Annotated in this window: 23 protein-coding genes; 16 read left to right on the top strand and 7 right to left on the bottom strand. The window is 68.2% G+C overall.

What is annotated here, in order from left to right:
• Positions 1-31: 31 nt before the first annotated feature.
• A complete protein-coding gene (locus AB0L53_RS25400) occupies positions 32-877 on the top strand; it encodes an SDR family oxidoreductase (protein ID WP_363998350.1) in 846 nt (281 codons plus the stop codon).
• On the opposite strand, the gene AB0L53_RS25395 is transcribed toward AB0L53_RS25400, so the two are convergent.
• Entirely contained in the window at positions 874-1,068 is a 195-nt protein-coding gene (locus AB0L53_RS25395) for a hypothetical protein (protein WP_363998347.1), read from the bottom strand. The two genes, AB0L53_RS25400 and AB0L53_RS25395, sit on opposite strands and share 4 nt — an antisense overlap.
• A 16-nt stretch (positions 1,069-1,084) precedes the next feature.
• Between AB0L53_RS25395 and AB0L53_RS25390 the strand changes: the two genes are divergently transcribed.
• The gene (locus AB0L53_RS25390; protein ID WP_363998344.1) at positions 1,085-2,587 is read left to right on the top strand and encodes an NAD(P)/FAD-dependent oxidoreductase; all 1,503 of its coding nucleotides are present in this window, start codon (positions 1,085-1,087) and stop codon (positions 2,585-2,587) included.
• Here the strand turns inward: AB0L53_RS25390 and AB0L53_RS25385 are convergent.
• Entirely contained in the window at positions 2,576-3,148 is a 573-nt protein-coding gene (locus AB0L53_RS25385) for a helix-turn-helix domain-containing protein (protein WP_363998341.1), read from the bottom strand. The genes AB0L53_RS25390 and AB0L53_RS25385 overlap by 12 nt on opposite strands.
• An 89-nt stretch (positions 3,149-3,237) precedes the next feature.
• Here AB0L53_RS25385 and AB0L53_RS25380 point away from each other — a divergent pair, with 89 nt between their 5' ends.
• The 9 genes from AB0L53_RS25380 to AB0L53_RS25340 all read left to right on the top strand — a co-directional run bounded on the left by AB0L53_RS25380 (position 3,238) and on the right by AB0L53_RS25340 (position 12,114).
• Positions 3,238-4,437 (top strand): cytochrome P450, encoded by a 1,200-nt coding sequence (locus tag AB0L53_RS25380; RefSeq protein ID WP_363998338.1) that lies wholly within the window; start codon positions 3,238-3,240, stop codon positions 4,435-4,437.
• A gap of 64 nt (positions 4,438-4,501) precedes the next feature.
• Entirely contained in the window at positions 4,502-5,197 is a 696-nt protein-coding gene (locus AB0L53_RS25375) for a response regulator transcription factor (protein WP_363998335.1), read from the top strand.
• The gene (locus AB0L53_RS25370; protein ID WP_363998332.1) at positions 5,194-6,531 is read left to right on the top strand and encodes a HAMP domain-containing sensor histidine kinase; all 1,338 of its coding nucleotides are present in this window, start codon (positions 5,194-5,196) and stop codon (positions 6,529-6,531) included. Before AB0L53_RS25375 ends, AB0L53_RS25370 begins: the two co-directional genes overlap by 4 nt.
• A gap of 43 nt (positions 6,532-6,574) precedes the next feature.
• A complete protein-coding gene (locus tag AB0L53_RS25365) occupies positions 6,575-7,744 on the top strand; it encodes a bifunctional glycosyltransferase family 2/GtrA family protein (protein ID WP_363998329.1) in 1,170 nt (389 codons plus the stop codon).
• The gene (locus tag AB0L53_RS25360; RefSeq protein ID WP_363998326.1) at positions 7,741-10,005 is read left to right on the top strand and encodes a glycosyltransferase family 39 protein; all 2,265 of its coding nucleotides are present in this window, start codon (positions 7,741-7,743) and stop codon (positions 10,003-10,005) included. The genes AB0L53_RS25365 and AB0L53_RS25360 overlap by 4 nt, the downstream gene beginning before the upstream one ends.
• 203 nt (positions 10,006-10,208) lie before the next feature.
• Positions 10,209-10,406: a hypothetical protein gene (locus AB0L53_RS25355; RefSeq protein WP_363998323.1), complete on the top strand. Its 198-nt coding sequence runs from the start codon at positions 10,209-10,211 to the stop codon at positions 10,404-10,406.
• A gap of 85 nt (positions 10,407-10,491) precedes the next feature.
• Complete coding sequence (locus AB0L53_RS25350) at positions 10,492-11,316, top strand: polymorphic toxin-type HINT domain-containing protein (protein WP_363998320.1); 825 nt, start codon at positions 10,492-10,494, stop codon at positions 11,314-11,316.
• A gap of 15 nt (positions 11,317-11,331) precedes the next feature.
• On the top strand, positions 11,332-11,676 hold the full coding sequence (locus AB0L53_RS25345) for a hypothetical protein (protein WP_363998318.1): 345 nt from the start codon (positions 11,332-11,334) through the stop codon (positions 11,674-11,676).
• A gap of 78 nt (positions 11,677-11,754) precedes the next feature.
• Positions 11,755-12,114: a transposase gene (locus tag AB0L53_RS25340; RefSeq protein WP_363998315.1), complete on the top strand. Its 360-nt coding sequence runs from the start codon at positions 11,755-11,757 to the stop codon at positions 12,112-12,114.
• Here the strand turns inward: AB0L53_RS25340 and AB0L53_RS25335 are convergent.
• Entirely contained in the window at positions 12,107-12,328 is a 222-nt protein-coding gene (locus AB0L53_RS25335; protein WP_363998312.1) for a DUF397 domain-containing protein, read from the bottom strand. The two genes, AB0L53_RS25340 and AB0L53_RS25335, sit on opposite strands and share 8 nt — an antisense overlap.
• Positions 12,315-13,136 (bottom strand): helix-turn-helix transcriptional regulator, encoded by an 822-nt coding sequence (locus tag AB0L53_RS25330; protein WP_363998309.1) that lies wholly within the window; start codon positions 13,134-13,136, stop codon positions 12,315-12,317. Before AB0L53_RS25330 ends, AB0L53_RS25335 begins: the two co-directional genes overlap by 14 nt.
• 180 nt (positions 13,137-13,316) lie before the next feature.
• Between AB0L53_RS25330 and AB0L53_RS25325 the strand changes: the two genes are divergently transcribed.
• Positions 13,317-13,679, top strand: coding sequence for a hypothetical protein (locus AB0L53_RS25325; protein WP_363998306.1), 363 nt, complete (start codon positions 13,317-13,319; stop codon positions 13,677-13,679).
• A gap of 114 nt (positions 13,680-13,793) precedes the next feature.
• Positions 13,794-14,327: an ATP-binding protein gene (locus AB0L53_RS25320; RefSeq protein ID WP_363998303.1), complete on the top strand. Its 534-nt coding sequence runs from the start codon at positions 13,794-13,796 to the stop codon at positions 14,325-14,327.
• A gap of 352 nt (positions 14,328-14,679) precedes the next feature.
• On the opposite strand, the gene AB0L53_RS25315 is transcribed toward AB0L53_RS25320, so the two are convergent.
• Genes AB0L53_RS25315 through AB0L53_RS25305 form a run of 3 tightly spaced genes read right to left on the bottom strand, consistent with a single transcriptional unit; the run spans position 14,680 to position 17,569 of the window.
• The gene (locus AB0L53_RS25315; protein ID WP_363998300.1) at positions 14,680-15,069 is read right to left on the bottom strand and encodes a hypothetical protein; all 390 of its coding nucleotides are present in this window, start codon (positions 15,067-15,069) and stop codon (positions 14,680-14,682) included.
• Positions 15,066-16,385: a hypothetical protein gene (locus tag AB0L53_RS25310; RefSeq protein ID WP_363998297.1), complete on the bottom strand. Its 1,320-nt coding sequence runs from the start codon at positions 16,383-16,385 to the stop codon at positions 15,066-15,068. Before AB0L53_RS25310 ends, AB0L53_RS25315 begins: the two co-directional genes overlap by 4 nt.
• A complete protein-coding gene (locus AB0L53_RS25305) occupies positions 16,382-17,569 on the bottom strand; it encodes a hypothetical protein (protein ID WP_363998294.1) in 1,188 nt (395 codons plus the stop codon). The genes AB0L53_RS25310 and AB0L53_RS25305 overlap by 4 nt, the downstream gene beginning before the upstream one ends.
• Positions 17,570-17,772: 203 nt before the next feature.
• On the opposite strand from AB0L53_RS25305, the gene AB0L53_RS25300 reads away from it, so the two are divergent.
• The 3 genes from AB0L53_RS25300 to AB0L53_RS25290 are packed head-to-tail and all read left to right on the top strand — an operon-like array spanning position 17,773 to position 20,587.
• Complete coding sequence (locus AB0L53_RS25300; protein WP_358436425.1) at positions 17,773-18,624, top strand: ATP-binding cassette domain-containing protein; 852 nt, start codon at positions 17,773-17,775, stop codon at positions 18,622-18,624.
• A 9-nt stretch (positions 18,625-18,633) separates the two neighbouring features.
• Positions 18,634-19,617, top strand: coding sequence for an ABC transporter permease (locus tag AB0L53_RS25295; protein WP_363998290.1), 984 nt, complete (start codon positions 18,634-18,636; stop codon positions 19,615-19,617).
• Positions 19,618-19,627: 10 nt separating this feature from the next.
• Positions 19,628-20,587, top strand: a complete 960-nt coding sequence (locus tag AB0L53_RS25290; RefSeq protein ID WP_363998287.1) for an ABC transporter substrate-binding protein — start codon at positions 19,628-19,630, stop codon at positions 20,585-20,587.
• The last annotated feature ends 12 nt before the right edge of the window (positions 20,588-20,599 follow it).

The following is a 20,599-nucleotide window of genomic DNA, read 5'->3' as shown; positions in this document are numbered from 1 at the left end:
AGAGAGAGCCCTCGACAGGAAAGGCCCGTCCATGATCAGCCAAGCGAGGATCGCCGTGACCGGCGCCACCGGCCGCCTCGGCGGGCGCGTCGTCCGGCGGCTCGCCGCCGCCGGTGTCCCGCAGACCATGGTGGTACGCGACCTGGACCGCGCCCCTCAGCTGGCCGATGCCACCGCGGTCCGCTGCGATTTCGGTGACCGTGACGCCGCCCTACGGGCCCTGGACGGCGTCGACCGGGTCCTGATGGTGTCGGCCTCGGAAACCCCCGACCGCCTCCAGCAGCACCGCACCTTCGTCGACGCCGCCGCCGAGGCCGGGGTCGCCCACCTGGTCTACATCTCCTTCTACGGCGCCGCCCCCGACGCCACGTTCACGCTGGCTCGCGACCACTGGGCCACCGAACAGCACATCCTCGCGAGTGGCCTGGCCTTCACCTTCCTGCGCGACAACCTCTACGCCGACTTCACACCGGCCCTGGTCGGTGACGACGGCGTCATCCGCGGTCCCGGCGGGCAGGGGCGAGCCGCGGTCGTCGCGCAGGACGACATCGCCGACGCCGCCACCGGCGTACTGCTCCATGCTCCCGAGCACGCCGGAGGCACCTACGACCTGACCGGCCCGCAATCGCTCACCCTCGCCGAAGTCGCCGCGATCCTGTCGCGGACCACGGGGCGCGCCATCACCTACCACCCCGAGAGCGTGGAAGAGGCCTACCGGTCCCGCGCCCCCTACGGAGCCCCGGACTGGCAGCTCGACGCCTGGGTCTCCACCTACACCGCCATCGCCAACGGCGAACTCGACGGGGTCAGCGACGCCATCCCTCGCCTGACCGGTCACCCGGCCACCCCGCTGGCCGACGTCGTCTCAGGTACCTAGAGCCTGCGCATGGTGCGGAGGATCCACGGCGGGTAGTTCGAGTCCTCCTCCGCCTCCGCGAGGGTCAGCCAGGACAGCCCGGCCACCTCATCGGCCGCGGCGGCGACGGCGGCCCCGATGCCGTCGCCCTCGACCTTGCCGCCGATGCCGCTGAGGGCGCCCGGCGCGTGGGCCTCCCCGAGAGCGATCACTATGTATGGTGCCGGTATGGGGTCCTATGACGTCGTTGTCGCGGGTGGCGGGCACAACGGGCTGGTGGCGGCCGCCTATCTGGCGCGGGCCGGGCGGCGGGTGCTGGTGCTGGAGCGGCTCGGGTACGTGGGCGGCCTGGCGATCTCCGCGCGGCCCTTCCCTGGCGTGGACGTACGGCTGTCGCGCTACTCCTACCTGGTCAGCCTCCTGCCCACGGAGATCGTCCGCGACCTGGGGATCCGCCTAGACCTGCGCCGGCGGCGCTATTCCTCCTACACGCCCCACGGCGACACCGGCCTGCTCGTGGACGACGGCGACGAAGGGGCGACCGCCGCCTCGTTCAGGGCCGTCACCGGAGGCGACGCCGACCACCGGGCCTGGCGGGAGTTCTACGGGCTGACCGCCGAGGTGGCCCGGGTCCTGGCGCCCACGTTGCTCGAACCCCTGCGTACCCCCGCCGAGATCGAGCGCTTGGTGGGCGCGGAGGCGTGGCGGGAGCTGTTCCAGCGGCCGATCGGGCAGACGGTGGACGAGCGGTTCGGTGACGACACCGTACGCGGCGTGGTGCTGACCGACGCGCTGATCGGGACGTTCGCCGACCCCGCCGCGGACCTGCTGGCCAACCGGTGCTTCCTCTACCACGTGATCGGCGACGGGACGGGCGACTGGAACGTGCCGGTCGGCGGGATGGGCGCGGTGTCAGGGGCGCTCGAAGCGGCCGCCAGGCAGGCGGGCGCCGAGATCAGGACCGGTGCGGAGATCATCGGGATCTCCCCATCGGGTGAGGTGGCGTTCCGCGCGGACGACGGCGAACACACGGTCACGGGACGGCACGTGCTGGTCAACCTGCCGCCTGCCGTGCTCGACCGGCTGCTCGGCGCGACGCCGGAGGTGCCCGAGGGCGCCCAGCTGAAGGTCAACATGGTGCTGAGCAGGCTGCCGCGGCTCAAGGACGACTCGGTGGACCCGCGCGCGGCCTTCAGCGGTACGTTCCACATCAACGAGGGCCGCGGCCAGCTGGCCCGGGCCCACGCGCAGGCGGTGGCGGGCCGGATCCCGGACCTGCCGCCCGCCGAGGTCTACTGCCACTCGCTGACCGACCCGTCGATCCTCGGCCCCGAGCTGCGGGGCCGGGCGGAGACGATGACGCTGTTCGGGCTGCACATGCCCGCCCGCCTGTTCCGCGACAATCCGGACAAGGCGCGGGAGGAGGCGCTCAAGGCCACCCTGGCCTCCATCGACAGCGTGCTGGCCGAGCCCATCGAGAGCTGCCTCCTGCGCGGCCCTGACGGCACACCCTGCGTCGAGGCCAAGTCGCCGGTGGACCTGGAGAACGAGGCGGGCCTGCCCGGCGGGCACATCTTCCACCGGGACCTGAGCTGGCCGTACGCGGAGGAAGGCGGCTGGGGGGTGGAGACCGGGCACGAGCGGATCCTGCTGTGCGGCGCCGGCGCTCGGCGGGGCGGCGGCGTCAGCGGCATCGGCGGCCACAACGCGGCGATGGCCCTACTGGCCTGAGGACTCGTGGTCCGAGACCAGCCGGACCGCCACGGTCATGGCGGCGGCGGCCAGCTCGGACGGCGGCAGGTCCATGCCGAACAGCTCCGGCACCCCGCCCAGGATCAGCGCGAACACCGCCAGCCGCGCCTCGAACTGCACGACCGCGTCGGCCCCCGGCCTGCTCAGCACCGACACCAGCGTGACGATGCGCTCCTGCATCTGGTCGCCCACCGATGACTGGGCGAACGCCCCTTGGTTCATCTGCGCGAAGCGCATCAGCGGCCGCCACTTGTCCTCCAGCAGCTCGGAGATCCGCCGCAGGATCTCCTGCCGGGCCTCGAACGTGTCCGGCTGCGCACGGGCCCACTCCGCGAGCTCGTCGAGCGAGGCGATGAACCCTTCGGCGATGCTGGCGAGAATCTCCTCTTTCGTCCGGAAGTGGTAGTACAGCGCCGGCCGGGTGATCTCCAGCCGCTCCGCGACCTCCTGCAACGTGGTCTTGTCGTAGCCCCGCTCGGCGAACAGCTCCATCGCGACCCGCTGGATCCGCTCGCGTGTATCGGTCCGCCGCCCTGCCATTCCACTCCGTTCGCTTGACGGCCGGGCCCTCCATTGCTTACTTTCGCGTAAGTAAGCAATGCAGTTCCGGCTTCGTAGGGAGCAAGACTATGACCTCCTCCTTTCCTGTCCCGCGCACGTGTCCGTACGCGCCGCCCCCCGAGTACGAGCGGATGCGCGAGGAGGCGCCGCTCGTACGAACGTCGCTGCCCAACGGCGACGTCTGGCTGGTCACCAGGTACGCCGAAGCCAGGCAGGTGCTGAACGGCCAGGGCATCAGCACCAGCCCGGCCACCCCCGGCCATCCGAACAACGCCTTCACCACCGAGGAGCCCACCGAGGAACAGCGCGAATTCATGGAACGATTCAGGGTCGGCCAGTTCATCGACATGGACCCGCCCGAGCACGGCCGATTCAGGCGGCTGCTCATCCCCGAGTTCACCGTCAGGCGCGTCAAGGAGATGCGGCCCGGCATCCAGCGGACCGCCGACCTGCTCATCGACGACATGCTCGCCAAGGGGCCGGAGGCCGAGCTGGTCGCCGACTTCGGGCTGGCGCTGCCGTCGCTGGTCATCTGCCAGCTGCTCGGCGTGCCGTACAGCGACCACGAGTTCTTCCAGTCGCGTACCCGCATGATGGTGTCGAGCGACGACCCGCAGGCGAGCTTCGCGGCGATCGTGGAGATCAAGGGCTACCTCGACGACCTCGTCACCGAGGCCGAGAAGCAGCCCAAGGACGACCTGCTCGGCCGGCTGATCGTGGCGGGAGAGGTGAGCCACGACGAGATCGTCGGCATGATCTCGCTGCTGCTCATCGCCGGCCACGAGACCACCGCCAACATGATCCCGCTCGGCGTCCTGACCCTGCTGCGCCACCCCGGCCAGCTGGCCAGGCTGCGCGAGGACCCGGGACTGTGGCCGATGGCGATCGAGGAGCTGCTGCGCTACCTGTCGATCGTCGACTGGGTGGCCTTCGACCGGGTGGCCATCGAGGACCAGGAGATCGGCGGGCAGCTCGTCAAGAAGGGCGAGGGCATTTTCGTGCTCGGCGCCTCGGCGAACAGGGACGAGCGGGCCTTCGAGCGGCCGGACGAGTTCGACATCGACCGAGGCGCCCGCCACCACGTCGCCTTCGGCTACGGCGTGCACCAGTGCCTCGGCCAGAACCTGGCCAGGGCCGAGCTGGAGATCGCCTACCGGACGCTGTTCGAGCGGATCCCGTCGCTGCGTCTCGCGGTGGACGAGGAGGAGGTGTCATTCAAGTACAGTCAGGTCATCTTCGGGGCGAACGCCATGCCCGTCACGTGGTAGCACTCATAAAAGGGCCCCGGAACCGTTCATGGCGTTCTCATGATGGGGCCTTAGCGTAAAGATTATGAGTGAGCCCGCACGGTTGCTGGTGGTGGACGACGAGCCCGCGTTGCGCGAGGCGCTGCAGTCGAGCCTGGAGTTCGAGGGCTACAAGGTCGTCACCGCCAACGACGGGCAGGCCGCGCTCGACCAGGTGGCGCGCGAGACGTACGACGCGGTGCTGCTCGACGTCATGATGCCGCGCCTCGACGGGCTGACCGCCTGCCGCCGGCTCAGGGCCACGGGCAACCACATCCCCGTCCTCATGCTGACCGCGCGCGACGCGGTCGGCGACCGGGTCTCCGGGCTCGACGCGGGCGCCGACGACTACCTGGTCAAGCCGTTCGAGCTGGACGAACTGCTGGCCAGGGTCCGCGCCCTGCTGCGGCGGGGCGCGCTCAACTCGGCCGTCCCGGAGGTCACGCTGACCTACGGCGACCTGCGCATGGACCCCGACACCCGCGAGGTCACCAGGGGCGAGCGGCGGCTGGACCTGACCAGGACCGAATACCTGCTGATGGAGCTGTTCCTGACGCACCCGCGCCAGGTGCTGACCCGCGAGCAGATCCTGGGCGAGGTGTGGGGGTTCGACTTCGAGCCGACGTCCAACTCACTCGACGTGTACGTGATGTACCTGCGGCGCAAGACCGAGGCCGGCGGCGAACCGCGGGTGATCCACACCGTCCGCGGGGTCGGCTACACCCTCCGGGCCGCGCTGTGAGGCGCTACAGCCTGCGCTCCCGGCTCACCCTCCTCGTCACGGTCGCCGTGGCCTTGGCCATCGCGGCCTGCGCCGGGCTGTCGTGGTTCATCGTGCGCGAGCAGATGGTCCGCCAGCTCGACCAGACCATCATGGACCCCGAGGACAAGAACGACCAGAGATGGCTGAGGGAGAATTGCACGGCGGAGGGAACCCCCGCCGAATACGCCGCCGGCCTGGTGACGTTGCTGGACGGGACCGGTACCACCTGCTCGCTGGGCTCGCCGATCGTGGTGACCGAGGAGGACAAGCGGGCCATCCCCCACCCCGATAAGCCGATCTACCGTTACGGCGTCACCAAGGACGGCATGCCGCTGCGCGTTGTGACGGTGAACTTCTCGCCAGGTGTGGCCGTCCTGGAGGCCAGGCCCCTGTTCCACCTTCAGGACACGTTGCGCAACACCGCGTTCGCCCTGGCGGCCGTCGCCGCTCTGGGCGTGCTCGGTGCCGGATGGGCGGGCCTGGCCATCTCCCGTACGGCTCTGGCGCCCGTCGGCCGCCTCACCAAGGCCGTTGAGCACATCGCCCAGACAGAGGACCTCGACACCCCCATTCCCGTCAAAGGCAGCGACGAGATCGCCCGGCTGAGCCTGGCGTTCAACGGCATGATCACCGCTCTGGCCGGATCACGCGAGCGCCAGCAGCAACTCGTCGCCGACGCCGGGCACGAGCTACGCACCCCGCTGACCACCCTGCGTACCAACATCGACCTGCTGCTGCGCAGCGAGCAGACCGGTCGCAGCCTGGACCCCGGCGCCAAGGAACGCCTGCTGATCAACGTGAAGGCCCAGTTCGCCGAGCTCACCGCGCTCGTCGGCGACCTGCTGCAGCTGGCCAGAGGCGACACCGACCACGAGCCGCACGTCGAACTGGGCCTGCACCAGGTGGTCACCGCCGCCGTCGAACGGGCCAGGCTGCGCGGCGCCGACGTCACGATCGACCTCCTGCCCTGGTACGTCGTCGGCAACGCCGCCTCCTTGGAACGTGCCGTACTCAACCTCATCGACAACGCCGCCAAGTTCAGCCCGGACGGCGAGGTCCAGGTGACCCTGCGACAGGGCGAGCTGACCGTACGCGATCACGGCCCCGGCATCCCCGAAGAGGACCTGCCACACGTCTTCGAGCGCTTCTGGCGCTCCCCGGCCGCGCGCGGCCTGCCCGGCTCCGGGCTCGGCCTGGCGATCGTCGCGCAGGCCGTGGCCGAGGCGGGCGGAAAGGTACGCCTGGAGAACGCCCCCGGCGGCGGCGCGGTCGCGATCGTCGAACTGCCCGGGAATCTCACCCCTCACTCATAATCGGCTAATTCCCGTTAAAGACCCCAACGATGGGATCTGGGTCATGCACACAACAGTGAAGACCCGGCTGGTCGAGGTGGTCGTCCCGGTCTACAACGAGCAGCGGGCCCTGCGCGACAGCATCGGCCGGCTGCACGCCTACCTCTCGGGCACCTTCCCCTACGACTACCGCATCACGATCGCCGACAACGCCAGCACGGACGACACCTGGCAGCTGGCCACAGACCTGGCCGCCGAACTGCCGCACGTACGGGCCGTACACCTGGACGGCAAGGGACGCGGGCGGGCGCTGCGCCAGGTGTGGTCGGACAGCGACGCGGACGTCGTCAGCTACATGGACGTCGACCTGTCCACCGACCTCGACGCGTTCCTGCCGCTGGTGGCCCCCCTGCTGTCGGGCCACAGCGACCTGGCCATCGGCACCCGGCTGGCCAGGTCGTCGCGGGTGGTGCGCGGGCCGAAGCGCGAGCTCATCTCCCGCTCGTACAACCTGCTGCTCCACTCCGTCATGGGCGCGAAATTCTCCGACGCCCAGTGCGGCTTCAAGGCCGTACGCACCGAGATCGCGCAGGCGCTGCTGCCCGCCGTCGAGGACGAACAGTGGTTCTTCGACACCGAGCTGCTGCTGCTGGCCGAGCGGCACGGGCTGCGCATCCACGAGGTGCCCGTCGACTGGGTCGACGACCCCGACAGCCGGGTGGACGTCTTCCAGACCGCCATGGACGACCTGCGCGGCCTGGTCAGGGTGGCCCGCAAGACGCTGTCCGGCGCGGCCCGCATCCCGGTGCCCGCCCGTGTCTCCCAGGCGCGGCTGCCGCGCGGGATGGCGGCGCAACTGCCCAGGTTTGCGGTCGTGGGTGTGGTGAGCACGCTGGCGTACCTGCTGCTGTTCTCGGGGCTGCGGCAGGCGATTCCGGTACTGGCGGCCAACGCGATCGCGCTGCTGGTGACGGCCGTGGCCAACACCGCGGCCAACCGGCGCTTCACCTTCGGGGTGACAGGGTCGGCCGGGGTCATGCGGCACCAGTTCGAGGGGCTGATCGCGTTCCTCGTGGGGCTGGCGCTGACCTCCGGTGGGCTGGCTCTGCTGCCGAACGGTGTCTCTCATCGGGTGGAGCTGGTCGCGGTCGTCGTCGCCAACGCTCTGGCCACATTGGTCCGCTTCCTGCTGCTGCGCGTCTGGGTCTTCAACCCTCGCCGGAGGACGTCATGACCATGACCGTCGACCATCCCGGCCACCGTCGCGTGTCTCGCCCCGCCCAGATCTGGCGCGGCGCCCCGGGGGACCCCCGCTGGTCCCGGCCCGCGCTCTGGGCCGTCCTGGCCGTCGCCCTCGTCCTCTACACCTGGGCACTGAGCGGCAACGCCAACGAGTACTACTCCGCCGCCATCCTGTCGGGCACCAAGAGCTGGAAGGCGTTCTTCTTCGGCGCGATCGACTCCAGCTCCTACATCACGGTAGACAAGCCCCCGCTGGCGCTGTGGGTGATGGGCCTGTCAGCGCGGATCTTCGGCTTCTCGACCTGGAGCATGCTGATCCCGCAGGCTCTGGCCGGTGTGGCCTCCGTCGGCCTGGTGTTCTCGGCCGTCCGACGGGCCTACCCCTTCGTCGTGTCTGCCCACTCGGAGGTACGGCAGGCACACGTGGCGGGCCTGATCGCGGCCGTGGTCATGACCCTCACCCCGATCACCGTGGCGATCAACCGCGACAACAATCCCGACACGATCCTGGTACTGCTGCTCGTCCTGGCCGCCTGGTTCTGCCTGGAGTCGCTGCGCACCGGGCGGCTGGGGTCGCTGCTGGTGTGCTCGCTGTTCGTGGGGCTGGCGTTCAACGTCAAGATGCTCCAGGCGTACCTGGTGGTGCCCGCTTTCGCGCTGGCGTACCTGCTGTGTGCGCGGGTCTCGTGGGTCAAGCGTGTCGGGCATCTGCTGGCGGCGGGCGCCGTGATGGTGGTGTCGAGCGTCTGGTGGATGGTGATCGTCGACCTGTGGCCTGCTGACTCCCGTCCGTATGTAGGCGGCTCGACCGACAACACTGTCTGGGACCTGGTCATCGGCTACAACGGCCTGGGCCGGATCTTCGGCCAGGGCGGTGGCGGTCCCGGGGGTGGCGGTGGCGCTTCGTTCGGTGGGGCGGCGGGGGCGGACCGGCTGTTCAACGACACGATGGCGGGCCAGATCTCGTGGCTGCTGCCGTTCTGCGGGCTGGCCCTGGTGTTCGCGCTGACCGCCCGGTGGCGGCGCGCCAAACTCACTGCCCTGCCTGGGGCCGACACGGACACCAGCGCCGCCGCTAAGCCTGGGGGCGCTGCGGACGCGAGCGGCCTCGCCAAGCCTGAGGCGACCACGCCATGGGTCGGCCTGGTCACGCCCGAGGTTGGCGCCGCGCCTAAGAGTGGTGCCGCGTCCGGAGTCACTGCCTCGCCCATCCTCGTCGGCGCTTCGGGGGTTGCTGCTCAGCCCGGAGCGAGCCTCGCCGCGTGGCTGGTCTGGGGTGGGTGGCTCGTCGTGCACTTCATGGTGTTCAGCTTCGCCAGCGGCACCTTCCACCCGTACTACACGACCGCCATGGCGCCCGCCGTCGCCGCCATCACCGCTTTCGGCGGACTGGCCATGTGGGATGCGTACCGGAACTCGCGGGCGTGGGTGTGGGTCCTGCCCCTGGGCATCGCCGTCACGGGCGCCTGGTCGTTCATGGTCCTGCGCCGTACACCCGACTTCCTGCCATGGCTGGCCTGGGTGGTGCTCACCGCGACCATTGTGGCGATGGTGGGGCTGGTTCTGGCCACGTTCCGTCGCAAGGTCGCGGTCCGGCTGGCCGCGATCGGGCTGGCGGCGGCAGTGATCGCCGGGCTCGCCGGACCGGCCGCGTACGCGGTGTCGCCTTTGGGGTCGCAGGTCAACGGCTCGAACCCGACCGCGGGCCCGTCCACGGGCGGGATGGGCTTCGGCCCTGGAGGCGGCTTCCGCGGCATGATGCGCCCCGGCCAGAACAGCCAGCCTCCCATGACCCCACCGAACGGCCAGGACGGACAGGGCCAGAACAGGCAGGATGCGCAGGACAGCCGGGCTCAGGACAGGCAGGACGGACAGGACGCGGACGGCCGGTTCGGACGAATGGGCGGTTTCGGCGGCGGAGGCGGTGTCAGCAGCTCGATGATCTCCTACCTGGAGGCCAACCAGGGCAACGCGGAGTGGCTCGTGGCCGTGAGCAGTGCCATGCAGGCGTCGTCGATCATTTTGTCCACGGGCAAGCCGGTCATGGCCATGGGCGGCTTCACCGGCAGCGACCCCGCCATGACCGTCACCCGCCTCAAGGAGCTGGTGGCGTCCGGCAAGCTCCGCTACGTGCTGGCTGGCGGCGACGACCGGGGCGGCCCCGGCAGGGGCAACAACGAGGTCACTACGTGGGTCCAGGCCAACTGCAAGGCCGTGACCGGCCAGGACGGGCTGTACGACTGCACCGCATGATCCGAGGCAAGGGGCGCCGCGATCAATGGCGACGCGGCGCCCCAGCGTCACCCACCTCGAACAGCAATACGGCGTCGCACGCCAAACGGACCGCACGTGAACATGGCGGCGAGAAGAAACGACGAGTGAAAGCCCAGTATCCACGAGGGCTGGGCATCGTAAGTTGAATTCAGCCAGCCAGCAGCGCTCCGGAGGAGGTCCTCATGAGCACACATGAAGCGGACCACCCCGCCTACCCGCCGATCAGGCCCCGCTTGTCAGTCGAGGAGTTGCTCGCGGCCAAGAACACCCAGCCGATCCGCTCCGTGGAGGACCTCGCCGCCGACACCTTCGAGTCGGACGAGGAACTGGAGGAGTTCCTGGCCTTCACCTACGCCGAGCGCCATCGCGACGTAACCTGAACCGACGCCGCGCAACCTGTCATCTTCGACACCGCCGACGTCACCCGAATATAAAACCGGTTACTGGGGCGCGAACGTACTCTCTATGCTCATCGCTCCGGAAGCAGAAGCCGTCAGGCCCGGAGCTGTACCTAAGTTCGGCGGCAGGGTGGTAAGGAATCCGTGCCTGAACAGCTTCGCGGCCGGCACCCAAGTTCTTATGGCCGACGGAACTCGAAAGAACATCGAGGACGTCAAGGTCGGCGACGAAGTATGGGCCACCAACCCGGAGACGGGCCAGGCCGGGGCCAGGAAAGTGACCGCGGTCCATCGCAATGTCGACACCGAGATGGCGGATGTCGCCGTCCAATCCGTCGATGGCGTGCCCAGCACGCTCCACACAACGATGGAGCACCCCTTCTGGGACAGCGCGCGCAAGATGTGGGTGGATGCCGGCGACCTGTACCCTGAGGACACGCTCCAAGCTGCCGACGGACGGCCTGCTGAAGTGGTCAAGGTACGCACCTTCGACTCAGTGCGGTTGATGTACAACCTGACAGTCGACGACCTGCACACGTACTATGTGCTCGCCGGTACAGTGCCCGTACTGGTGCACAATTCGGGATTGTGCCCCGAGAAGATCGACGACGTCTTCCATAACCCCAGCGGCAGATCTTCTCAGGATCAGTTTGAATACCACTGGGACAAGCATGCAAAGGGGCGCGGTGTCACGCGTGAGCAGTACCTCCAGGATGCGCAAGACTGGGCGACGGGAATTGCCCAGCCAGGAGGGAAGAGGGGGCTCAACGCCAGCTTGGAGACGCTGGTGGACGGTGCGCGCGGGATAAAATACGTGGACCCCCAGACGGGTAAGGGCGGGATCATCGGCCCCGGCGGCAAGGCCGTAACCTTCTGGTATGGCGCCGACTAATGAGAGGACGAGTCGTTGTCGGATTTCATGGAGAGCTACGCCCTCTGGCGATCCTTGCCGTTTCCCGGTCTACGCCGCGGTGAGAATCTGTTGCGCGCAGGAGAGAACCTTGCACTCATTCATGGCGACCTAGCTCTCGCCGACGAACATGTGACCCAGGTGATCCTTTTTGTCGACGAGGGGATATTCAGGCCGAGCCGGGCGGACGTCATGGGGTTGCTTGAAGGGGTCATCTCTCGCCTGGAACGATTCGGCGAAAACATGGCCGTCGAAGAGCGAGAAGTTGTCGACGCCCATTATCGATATGCAGTTCTGCTGCATCAAATCTATGCTGAATTTCTGCGCATAGGGGCTCCGTAGCTCGTCACCTGACCTGGCAGGGAATAACGGTGAGCCGCCCACACGTATGGGCGGCTCACCGTTTCTGTTGGAGTCTTTGTGCGCGCGACACGGTTGCAGGTCGTGTCGGCGAACTTCCCGTCTCTCCAAGTCGAATCGTGCTGGGATCCCGATCGGATCAATACTCAGCGCCTGGGGCTGCTGCTGGCCGAGCCGGTGACCATACCGCACGCGGGTGGGGTGCTGGTGATCGATGACAGCGGCGACCGTAAGGACGGCACGGCCACCGCGCATGTCGGCCGCCAATGGCTGGGCCGCTTCGGCAAGACCGACAACGGTGTGGTGACGGTGACCACGCTCTGGGCCTATGAGCGGCTCTACTATCCGCTGCACGCCCAGCCCGTCCACGGGGAACCTGGAGTCCAGGTTCCCCGTCGCCTACAGCGTTCGATCAGGTGATGTCGAATTCGCCGTCGTTGACGCCCGCGAGGAAGGCGGTCCACTCCGATGGGGTGAAGATCAACGGTTTGTCGGAGCGGTGCCGGGAGTTACGGACTGCGATCACCCCTGGCAGGTTGGTGGCGACCTCTACGCAGTTGCCGCCGTCCCCGCCGCTGTGACGGCTCTTTCGCCATTCGGCGTGCTGAAGGTCAGGGGTGTCAATGTGGGCCATGCGTCATCACGTCCTTGATGATGTTCAACGATAGATGGTGCGGATAGGCCTCTGAACGGACGTAATCGTAACGCCGCAGAACGCCGGAGATAATGGCTCGATCCTCATACGCTCGACCGTGTGGCTGCGACTCCACGTACACCGTCGATGGTGTCCCGTGTCGCTCGGCGATGATCAGCCCGCCGAGCAGCCCCGCGTATGCCCCAGCGTTGTACGGCACGACCTGTACGGAGATCTGGCGATGCTGCGCCAGGTCCAGGATGTGGGCGAGTTGGTTTCGCATCACCTCTGAGCCCCCGACCGGCCTGCGCAGGACTCCCTCGTCCATGATGGCGGTGACCGTCGGCGGCTTGTCCCTCGTCAAGACCCTCTGACGTTGCATGCGGGCTTCGGCGCGTTCGTCCACCTCCTGGGGAGTGATCCCGGGCTCGGCGGCGAACAGTGCGCGTGCGTACGCCTCGGTCTGCAGGAGCCCGGTTACCAGCATCGGCTCCCAGCTGCGCAACGCTGTAGCCTCCTGCTCTTCGTCGAGCCACGCGCGGAAATGCTCGGGGCTGCCAGCCCAGGTCGTACGCACGTACAGCTGACCGAACTCTTCGACGCCGAACTCGGTATCGAGGAGGTCGGCGAGATGCTGCGTCGGGCGGCGCCGGCCCTGCTCGACCATGCCGATCTGGCTTTCGGAGTAGCCGAGCCGCTCGGCCAAATCGCGTTGTGTCAGCCCGCCCGAGATGCGGAGCCGCCGAAGTAGGTAGGCGAACGCGGCCCGGGGGCTCTCGTCCGGGTCGATCTCCGCTGATCTGGACATGGACCTCCCGTCGTGACTCTTTGTGCTGGAACTGCTACACGGCGAGCCTACAGAGAGCGTGGTGTGACTGTGGGGTGATTTCCCTGTCACTCTCTGTTCTCGATCGCCATTCTGGTAAGGGTCAACCCAGCCGGAGAGCGAGGCAAGAACGTGAACACCCACAAGCCCACCGTCCGACCCGTGGGCACGCAGCAGACCTCTTCGCTCGCGGAGGAGCGCGCCGCCGAGCTCATCCGGACCCTTGCTCGGCAGCACAACATCCCTGCGTTCGCCCTGCCACTACGAGACGACCAAGTCATCGTCTCGATCTACATCGGCCTGCTGGTCCACACCGACGGTACGTGGCTCTGGTGGCTCGTCCCTAACACTCGTGAGCGCCCCGCGCCGCTTTGGACGTATGCCGCCACCGTGCGGGCCGCAGCAGAACGGCTCGCCGCCCACTACCGCGAACTGGGCAGTCGCCCCTTGGCCGAGTTGCTACCCGACACCGGCAGGGAGATATGGCGCGGACCCGCCTACCTCGCCTACAACCCGCGCCCATAGACGCTGGCAGCCCCCGTCGTTGGGCACGCGGATGCCGCCCCGTGACGCCCCGTATGCCTGGCGGGGCTACCAGTACACCCATTCACAGTCACCGATACTGAACGGTACCTGTCCATGGCGTTCACGCTCAGCTTCCTCAAGCGCTTCCGTAGGTCTTTCCGCAAGTCAAATGCTGCGCCCAAGTACCTCTCCCATCCGCCGAGGTGGTCTCCGGGCGGCCTGATGGCGAGCACCGTGCAAGTCAAGCAGGATCTGCACTGGGACCTGCCTGATGATCCAGTCATCATCGGGCAGGCTCGCGATCTGGTCCGCGACACCCTCACCTCGTGGAATCTGCACGACCTGATCGACGACATCACTCTGGTCATCAGCGAGTTGGTCACCAACGCGCTGATCCACGGAGCCCCTCCGATCAGGCTGTACTTGGGCCTAACCCCCGAGGCGCTGACTGGGCACGTTTATGACCAGGGTGCTGAACGACCTCGATGTCTCATGGTCCGACACGACTCAGACCACGGCCGCGGCCTGTCGATCGTGGCTGCTCTCACGGACGAATGGCGGTACGAACCAGTCTCCTGCGGTATGGGGAAGACCATCTGGTTCAGCCGTAGTCTGACACCCGCATCCCCGCCACGAACTTCTACGTAAGAGCCTGGTGGCAGAAGAGGACGTCCCCGAGGGACCGTAAACCGTACGGTCCCGACACCGCCACCCTGCATTTGCCGTCCTCCTTGGCGTAGGAGGTGCTCTCCAGGCCCGTAGGGGTGAACGGCACGTGCCGGCGGGGGCGACCTCGTCGCCCCCGCGCTCCTCACACCCGTGGGACATGTTGGTATGGCCGTGCCAATGAAGAGCAGTCCATGCGCTCATAATTGCGCTATCGGGCGAAATCGCCGTGGACGGTAAGCCGATCGCGTTTGGGCCCCTCGAGGAGGCCAGGCGCGCGGGGATCGAGACCGTCTGCCAGGAGTTCGCGCCGCGCTGGCCGATCGTGCGCCGATCAGCCGGCTATTGGCGCGTTCACGGTCAGCACCTCCTCGCCCGCAGATCCATTTAGCCGGATCGAGAGCTCCCAGACGCCGGTCATCGGGAAGAACTCGCCCTCGGCGACGAAGTGGCCCGGCTCCGGCTTTTGGGCAGCGACCTCCGGCATGGCGTGGCCCATGGTGGGCATCACGGCGGACAGGGCCGCGCCGTCCACGTCACCTGAAGTCAGCCGCACGTCCACGACGACGCGTCCGGTGGTCGGCCGGTCGATCGATACGGTGGCGGCGTAGTGCGTTCCTCTGGCGGTCACCTGGAGCGGATCAGGGGCCGAGTTTCTACCCACGATGAGAAACGTCACCACTGCCACCGCGAGAACGGCGACGGCCACCGCAGCCCGCTTCATTGCGCGGCTCCCGATGCCGTGACGTTGATGGTGAGAGGCGCGGTCACGATGTGATCGCCGGTCGCGTACTGCGCCCAGGCGAGGTAGCGGCCCGGCGACGGGAAGCTGAAGGTGAAGCGGAGCCGGGGGCCGGGCGTACCCATCTCGTGTACGTGGCCGAGGAAGGTGCCGTCCTGGCTGCGGATGATCAGGTGGCCGGTCATGCCCAACCAGGGGCGTGGGGTGCCGGACGTGTTGAGTTCGATCGTCGTTGGGCGGCCCGCGACGGGAGCGGCGGGCTGCATGAGCGGCGTGACGGTCTCAACGGGCGTCTCCGCCCCAACAGAAGTGTCGCCGCTGATGCTGAACTCGCCGGTGATGAGTTGCCCGCCGGAGTCCTCGCGCTCCAGTTCGGCGTACGCCAGATACCGGCCCGGCCGGTCGGCTCGCATCTTGACCTCCAGCCGGCCCGGTGCCGTGCGCAGCGGGTGTATGTGGCGGAAGCAGCGCCCGTCCTCGCTCGTCACGATCACGTGGGCGAGGGCCTCGTGGTGCAGGACTAAGTCGTCCACGGGCCGGCCGGTGGATCCGTCGATGAGGTCGAGCCGCAACGTGAACTCCTCTCCGACGGCTGGGCGGGCCGGGAGAGTCTCCACCCGGCCCTGCACGAACGGGCGCCCGCCGGTCTGCGCCCCCGACGCTGCCCCAGCTCCCGCCCCCGCTCCCACCGTCGGCGCCACCGTGGGTGGGGCGCCGTCGGGTGGGGCGGCGGGGAGTAGTGGCTCGAAGATGACGACCATGGCGGCGACCGTCAAACCGATCGCGGCGCCGCCCGTCAGGAGCATCGCCTGATTGCGGCGGGCCAGTGCCCCGGTGAGCAGGCCGCCGATCATCAGCAGGGCCGCCACCAGCAGGCCGCCGTAGATCAGTAGCTCTATCGCCGACCCGCGGCCCACCAGGACGCGGAACGGCACCACGGCGGTCTCGTTCCCGGCGCGCAGCGTGAGTTCGTGCGGGCCGGTTCGGTCGACCGTGAGCTGCGTGTACTGAGGTTTGTACGCGGCCCGTGCCACGCCCGTCACCGTACGGCCGTCCGCGACCGAGCGCAGTTCCAGGGCGACCGGCAGGTCGGTGACCGGCTGGAAGGCGATGACACCGATCTGCAAAGGCCCGGGCACCCGCTTCGTCCCCTCGATGACGACGGTGACCTCCGTGCCCGCGATCGTCTGGGCGATCCGCAGATCCGCTCCGACCGTGACATTGTGCGCGGCGGCCGGAGCGGCGCCCGCCAGCATCAGGATGGCGGCCAGACAGAGGACCCGGAGGACTCGGATCATGCCCGGTCGGGGTCGGCCGCGCTGGGCGGAACGGGCTCGGGGTCGGCCGCGCTGGGCCGAACCGGCATGGCAGTGACCGCTCCGGGCGGAACCGGCTCCGCGTCGGCCGCGCTGGGCCGGACCGGCTCGGCAGTGACAGCGTTGGGCAGGAACAGCGCCCCGAGCGCGAGCCCGACCAGTCCGGCCACGACCGGCGCGCCGGTCCACAGCTCGGTGACGGCAGGCAGCCCGCCGCCCGCCACCGACGCCGCCCCCATGTACAGCGACCAGGTGAGGAAGCCCGACAACCCAGCGAACGCCCAGTAAGCGCCCCGTCGCTCGCCCGAGGGCTTCAGCCAGAGGATCAGCAGGTCGCTCACGAGGCCCGCGGCCACGAACGTCAGCAGGACCAGCAGATTCCCGAACGCGGTCTGCGCGCCCGACATCAGGATGCCCACCGCGTGCAGGATGGTCACGCTGCCGAACGGCAGGCGCCAGCGACGCGCCAGCAACAGTACGGGGGCGAGCGTGACAACGTTGCTGATGACCATGCCGGCGGCCAGCCGGTCGGCGCCCTGGCCTTCCATGTCGGAGAAGGCCCTGACGATGCCCTGCGGGCTCCACTGCAGGGCATCGGCGTACCCCAGGAACAGCGACACCAGCGTGGTGGCGAACGCGAGCCCGATCAGTGCCGGGAGCATCCGGCCCAGCGAAGGGCTCGGGCCAAGGCCGGGGGCGTTCCACAGGGAGCGGAGCGGTGTGGTGATGATGAGGAGCATCGTCACGATCAGCCCGAGATGCGAGGGGCTGAACAGGATGTTGATGGTGGTCTCGATGCCGAGGAAGGTGTGCCACATCATGTCCAGGAGCCCGAAGACGGCGAACGCCGGAATCGCGAGCAGTCCGGCCAGGTAGCCCGTGGGCACCGCCGCGACCCCCTGGCGGCCGGTCTGGACGTTGCGCCATACCTGCCAGATGATCCAGCCGGAGACCACGGCGAACCCCGAGTAGAACGCCGCATGCCAAGGCGTGAAGAACGTCTCCAGCTGCGTCAGGTTGGAGTGCGCCCACGCGTCGATCATCAGGCCGATGCCGAACCAGACCCCCAGCAGCGCGGTGACCAGGTCTGTTCTGGGTGACACCCAGCCGCGCTGTTCTCCCGAGTCCGCGAGTAATCGCCGTATCCCAGTGTTGGTCACTGCCATGTCAAGACTCCCTTCTCCTAGATCGAATAGATCGGGTAGCTCGAATCCTGGCAGACGGAGCTGGGAGACGAGCGCCCGGGTGATGATCTTCTCTAAGGTCGATCGTCATCGTCACGCATGGTTGCGGACTTCGTACGAGGCCCTGCCAAGCCGTGTGAAGATCGGGGTTGACAACGATGTCATACGCGGCACTTGATAGTTCTATGTCCGCACCGCTGCTGGAAGCCCGCGGGATCGTCAAGAGTTACGGCCACGTGGAGGCTCTGCGCGGCGCGGACTTCGCGCTGCTCCCAGGCGAGGTCGTCGCGTTGGTCGGCGACAACGGCGCCGGGAAGTCGACGCTGGTCAACATCCTTTCGGGCGCCGAAGGGCCGGACGCCGGTGAGATCGTCGTGGATGGCGAGCCGGTGGAGTTCGGGTCGGTCGAGGAGGCCAGGGGTGCCGGAATCGAGACGGTCTATCAGGATCTGGCGCTGTGTGCTGATCTGAGCCCGGCGGCCAATTTCTTTCTCGGCAGGGAGCTGCTTCACAAGGGCCTGCGCGGTCGGCTTGGGCTGCTCGACAACGCGGCCATGCGCGCCCGTACCAGAGAGGCCTGTGAAACGCTCGGGGTGCGGCTCAAATCGCAGAGTGCGCCTGTTTCCACGTTGTCGGGTGGGCAGAGGCAGGGGGTCGCGGTCGCGCGGGCGGTGACGTGGGCGCGCAGGGTGGTGTTCATGGACGAGCCGACCGCCGCGCTCGGGGTGGTGCAGACGCAGAAGGTGCTCGATCTCATCCGCCGGGTGCGGGACACCGGGGTGGCGGTGGTGCTGGTCAGTCACAACATGCAGGACGTCAAGGCAGTGTCTGATCGGGTTGAGGTGCTGCGGCTCGGGCGGCGGGTGGCCAGGTTCGAGACGGCGCGGGTCTCGATGGAGGATCTGGTCGGGGCCATGACAGGCGCCATCGAACAGGCCGCTGAGGAAGCAGTCGCCGGTCAAGGTGCTGAAGAAGCCTCCGGTCAAGCCACGACCCAAGCAACTGGGCAAGAAGGCCAGCCGGAGATTCCCAGGTGAGAGGCTCAAGTGAGCGTAGTTGAATCGCCGCCCGAAGCGAGCGCCCCCGAGAAGACCCGCCTGCGCGACCGCCAAGTCGTCTGGATAGCCGCCGTCCTAGCCGCCCTCCTGATCGTCTTCTCGATCCTCCGCCCAACCAGCTTCGCCACCTCCTTCAACCTCCTCAACCTCGTCAGCGACGCCGCCATCCTGCTCCTGCTCGCCACCGGCATGACCTACGTGATCATCACCGCGGGCATCGACCTCTCCGTCGGGGGAGTGCTGGTGTTCAGCGCGGTCGCGGCCACCAAGCTCATGGACGCCACCGGCTCACTCCTGCTCGGCGCCGCGACCGCCGTACTGACCGGTCTGGCCTGGGGGCTGCTGAACGGCTTTCTGATCGCCAAGGGCCGCATACCGGCGCTGATCGTGACGCTCGGCACCCTGGGCATGTCGCTCGGCGGCGCGCTGCTGCTGACCGGCGGCGTGGACCTGCGCGCGCCCGGCGACCTCAACCTCGGTCTGGGGCTGGCGCGCTGGCTCGGCGTGCCGCTGATCGCGTGGATTTGCGCCGCGATCACCCTCGTGCTCGGTGTCACGCTGGCGCGCACCCGCTTCGGCCGCCACACGTACGCGATCGGCTCCAACGCCAAGGCGGCCCGCCGTGGCGGCGTTGCCGTGAACAGGCATTTGATCAAGGTGTACGGCCTGGCGGGGCTGCTGGCGGGCCTGGCCGGGTACCTGTCGCTCGCCAAGTACGGGATCACCGGCGTCTCCGCCCACTCCACCGACAACCTCCAGGCCATCGCGGCCGTGGTGATCGGCGGCACCTCGCTGTTCGGCGGCGTGGGGACCGTGGTCGGGACCGTCATCGGGGTGTTCATCCCGGTGGTGCTGCAGAACGGGTTCCAGATTCTCGGGGTGCGGCCGTTCTGGCAGCAGGTGGTGGTGGGCGCCGTGCTCGTCGCCGCCGTCTATGTCGACCAGTGGCAGCGCGGCAGGCGCGACCAGTAAGGAGACAGGCATGCGTAAGGCTCTGGCACTCGCGACGCTGTTGCTCACCGTCGCGGCCTGTGGTGGTGGGACGACGACAACCGAGAGTGGGCCCACCAAGATAACGCTCATCCAAGGGCTGGCCGGCGAGGAGTTCTACGAGACCATGGCCTGCGGCGCCAAGGCCAAGGCCAAGGAGCTGGGTGTGCAGCTCGACGTACAGGGGCCGCAGAAGTTCGACCCGACGTTGCAGACGCCGATCGTCAACTCGGTGATCGCCAGCAAGCCCAACGCCATGCTGATCGCGCCGACCGATGTGAAGGCACTGATCGCGCCGCTCACCCAGGCCAAGCAGCAGGACATCAAGATCATCCTGGTGGACACGGTGGTCGAGGACCCGAGCATCGGTCTGTCCCGGATCAGTACCGACAACGTCAAGGGCGGCGCCGCCGCCGCGAAGGCGCTGGCCGAGCAGATCGGCGACAAGGGCAAGGCGCTGGTGATCTCCACTGACCCGGGCGTCAGCTCGGTGGACGCCCGGATCAAGGGCTTCGAGGAGGAGATCAAGGCGAGCCACCCGGGGATCTCCTATCTCGGCGTCCAGTACTCGCACAACGACGTCAGCGAAGCCTCCAAGATCGTCAACGCCGCGCTGGCCAAGGACCCGGACCTGGCCGGGATCTTCGCCACGAACCTCAACTCCGCCACCGGCGCGGGCTCCGCGCTCCAGCAGGCGGGCAAGCTGGACAAGGTGAAGATGGTCGGTTTCGACGCCGGTCCCGCACAGGTCAAGCAGCTCCAGGACGGCGTCGTGTCCGCCCTGATCGCCCAGCTGCCCGGCGAGATCGGCGCCAAGGGCGTCGAACAGGCCGTCGCCGCGGTGAAGGGCCAGCCGGTCACCGCCTCGATCCCGACCGACGCCACGATCGTCACCAAGCAGAACCTGAACACCCCCGAGATCCAGAAGATCCTCTACAAGGCGGGCTGCTGAGGGCGGATAGGC

This window comes from Nonomuraea sp. NPDC052129 (assembly GCF_040680095.1).
Lineage (GTDB): Bacteria > Actinomycetota > Actinomycetes > Streptosporangiales > Streptosporangiaceae > Nonomuraea.
The sequence above is the reverse complement of the archived record's forward strand: the minus strand, read 5'-3'. Positions and strand labels throughout refer to the sequence as shown.

Coding starts and splice junctions, on each gene's coding strand:
- AB0L53_RS25365 (WP_363998329.1), top strand. CDS start 6,575: ATGCACACAACAGTGAAGACCCGGCTGGTCGAGGTGGTCGTCCCGGTC.
- AB0L53_RS25330 (WP_363998309.1), bottom strand. CDS start 13,136: ATGTCCAGATCAGCGGAGATCGACCCGGACGAGAGCCCCCGGGCCGCG.
- AB0L53_RS25390 (WP_363998344.1), top strand. CDS start 1,085: ATGGGGTCCTATGACGTCGTTGTCGCGGGTGGCGGGCACAACGGGCTG.
- AB0L53_RS25315 (WP_363998300.1), bottom strand. CDS start 15,069: ATGAAGCGGGCTGCGGTGGCCGTCGCCGTTCTCGCGGTGGCAGTGGTG.
- AB0L53_RS25400 (WP_363998350.1), top strand. CDS start 32: ATGATCAGCCAAGCGAGGATCGCCGTGACCGGCGCCACCGGCCGCCTC.
- AB0L53_RS25335 (WP_363998312.1), bottom strand. CDS start 12,328: ATGGCCCACATTGACACCCCTGACCTTCAGCACGCCGAATGGCGAAAG.
- AB0L53_RS25380 (WP_363998338.1), top strand. CDS start 3,238: ATGACCTCCTCCTTTCCTGTCCCGCGCACGTGTCCGTACGCGCCGCCC.
- AB0L53_RS25290 (WP_363998287.1), top strand. CDS start 19,628: ATGCGTAAGGCTCTGGCACTCGCGACGCTGTTGCTCACCGTCGCGGCC.
- AB0L53_RS25350 (WP_363998320.1), top strand. CDS start 10,492: ATGCTCATCGCTCCGGAAGCAGAAGCCGTCAGGCCCGGAGCTGTACCT.
- AB0L53_RS25360 (WP_363998326.1), top strand. CDS start 7,741: ATGACCATGACCGTCGACCATCCCGGCCACCGTCGCGTGTCTCGCCCC.
- AB0L53_RS25300 (WP_358436425.1), top strand. CDS start 17,773: ATGTCCGCACCGCTGCTGGAAGCCCGCGGGATCGTCAAGAGTTACGGC.
- AB0L53_RS25320 (WP_363998303.1), top strand. CDS start 13,794: ATGGCGTTCACGCTCAGCTTCCTCAAGCGCTTCCGTAGGTCTTTCCGC.
- AB0L53_RS25310 (WP_363998297.1), bottom strand. CDS start 16,385: ATGATCCGAGTCCTCCGGGTCCTCTGTCTGGCCGCCATCCTGATGCTG.
- AB0L53_RS25305 (WP_363998294.1), bottom strand. CDS start 17,569: ATGGCAGTGACCAACACTGGGATACGGCGATTACTCGCGGACTCGGGA.
- AB0L53_RS25375 (WP_363998335.1), top strand. CDS start 4,502: ATGAGTGAGCCCGCACGGTTGCTGGTGGTGGACGACGAGCCCGCGTTG.
- AB0L53_RS25355 (WP_363998323.1), top strand. CDS start 10,209: ATGAGCACACATGAAGCGGACCACCCCGCCTACCCGCCGATCAGGCCC.
- AB0L53_RS25385 (WP_363998341.1), bottom strand. CDS start 3,148: ATGGCAGGGCGGCGGACCGATACACGCGAGCGGATCCAGCGGGTCGCG.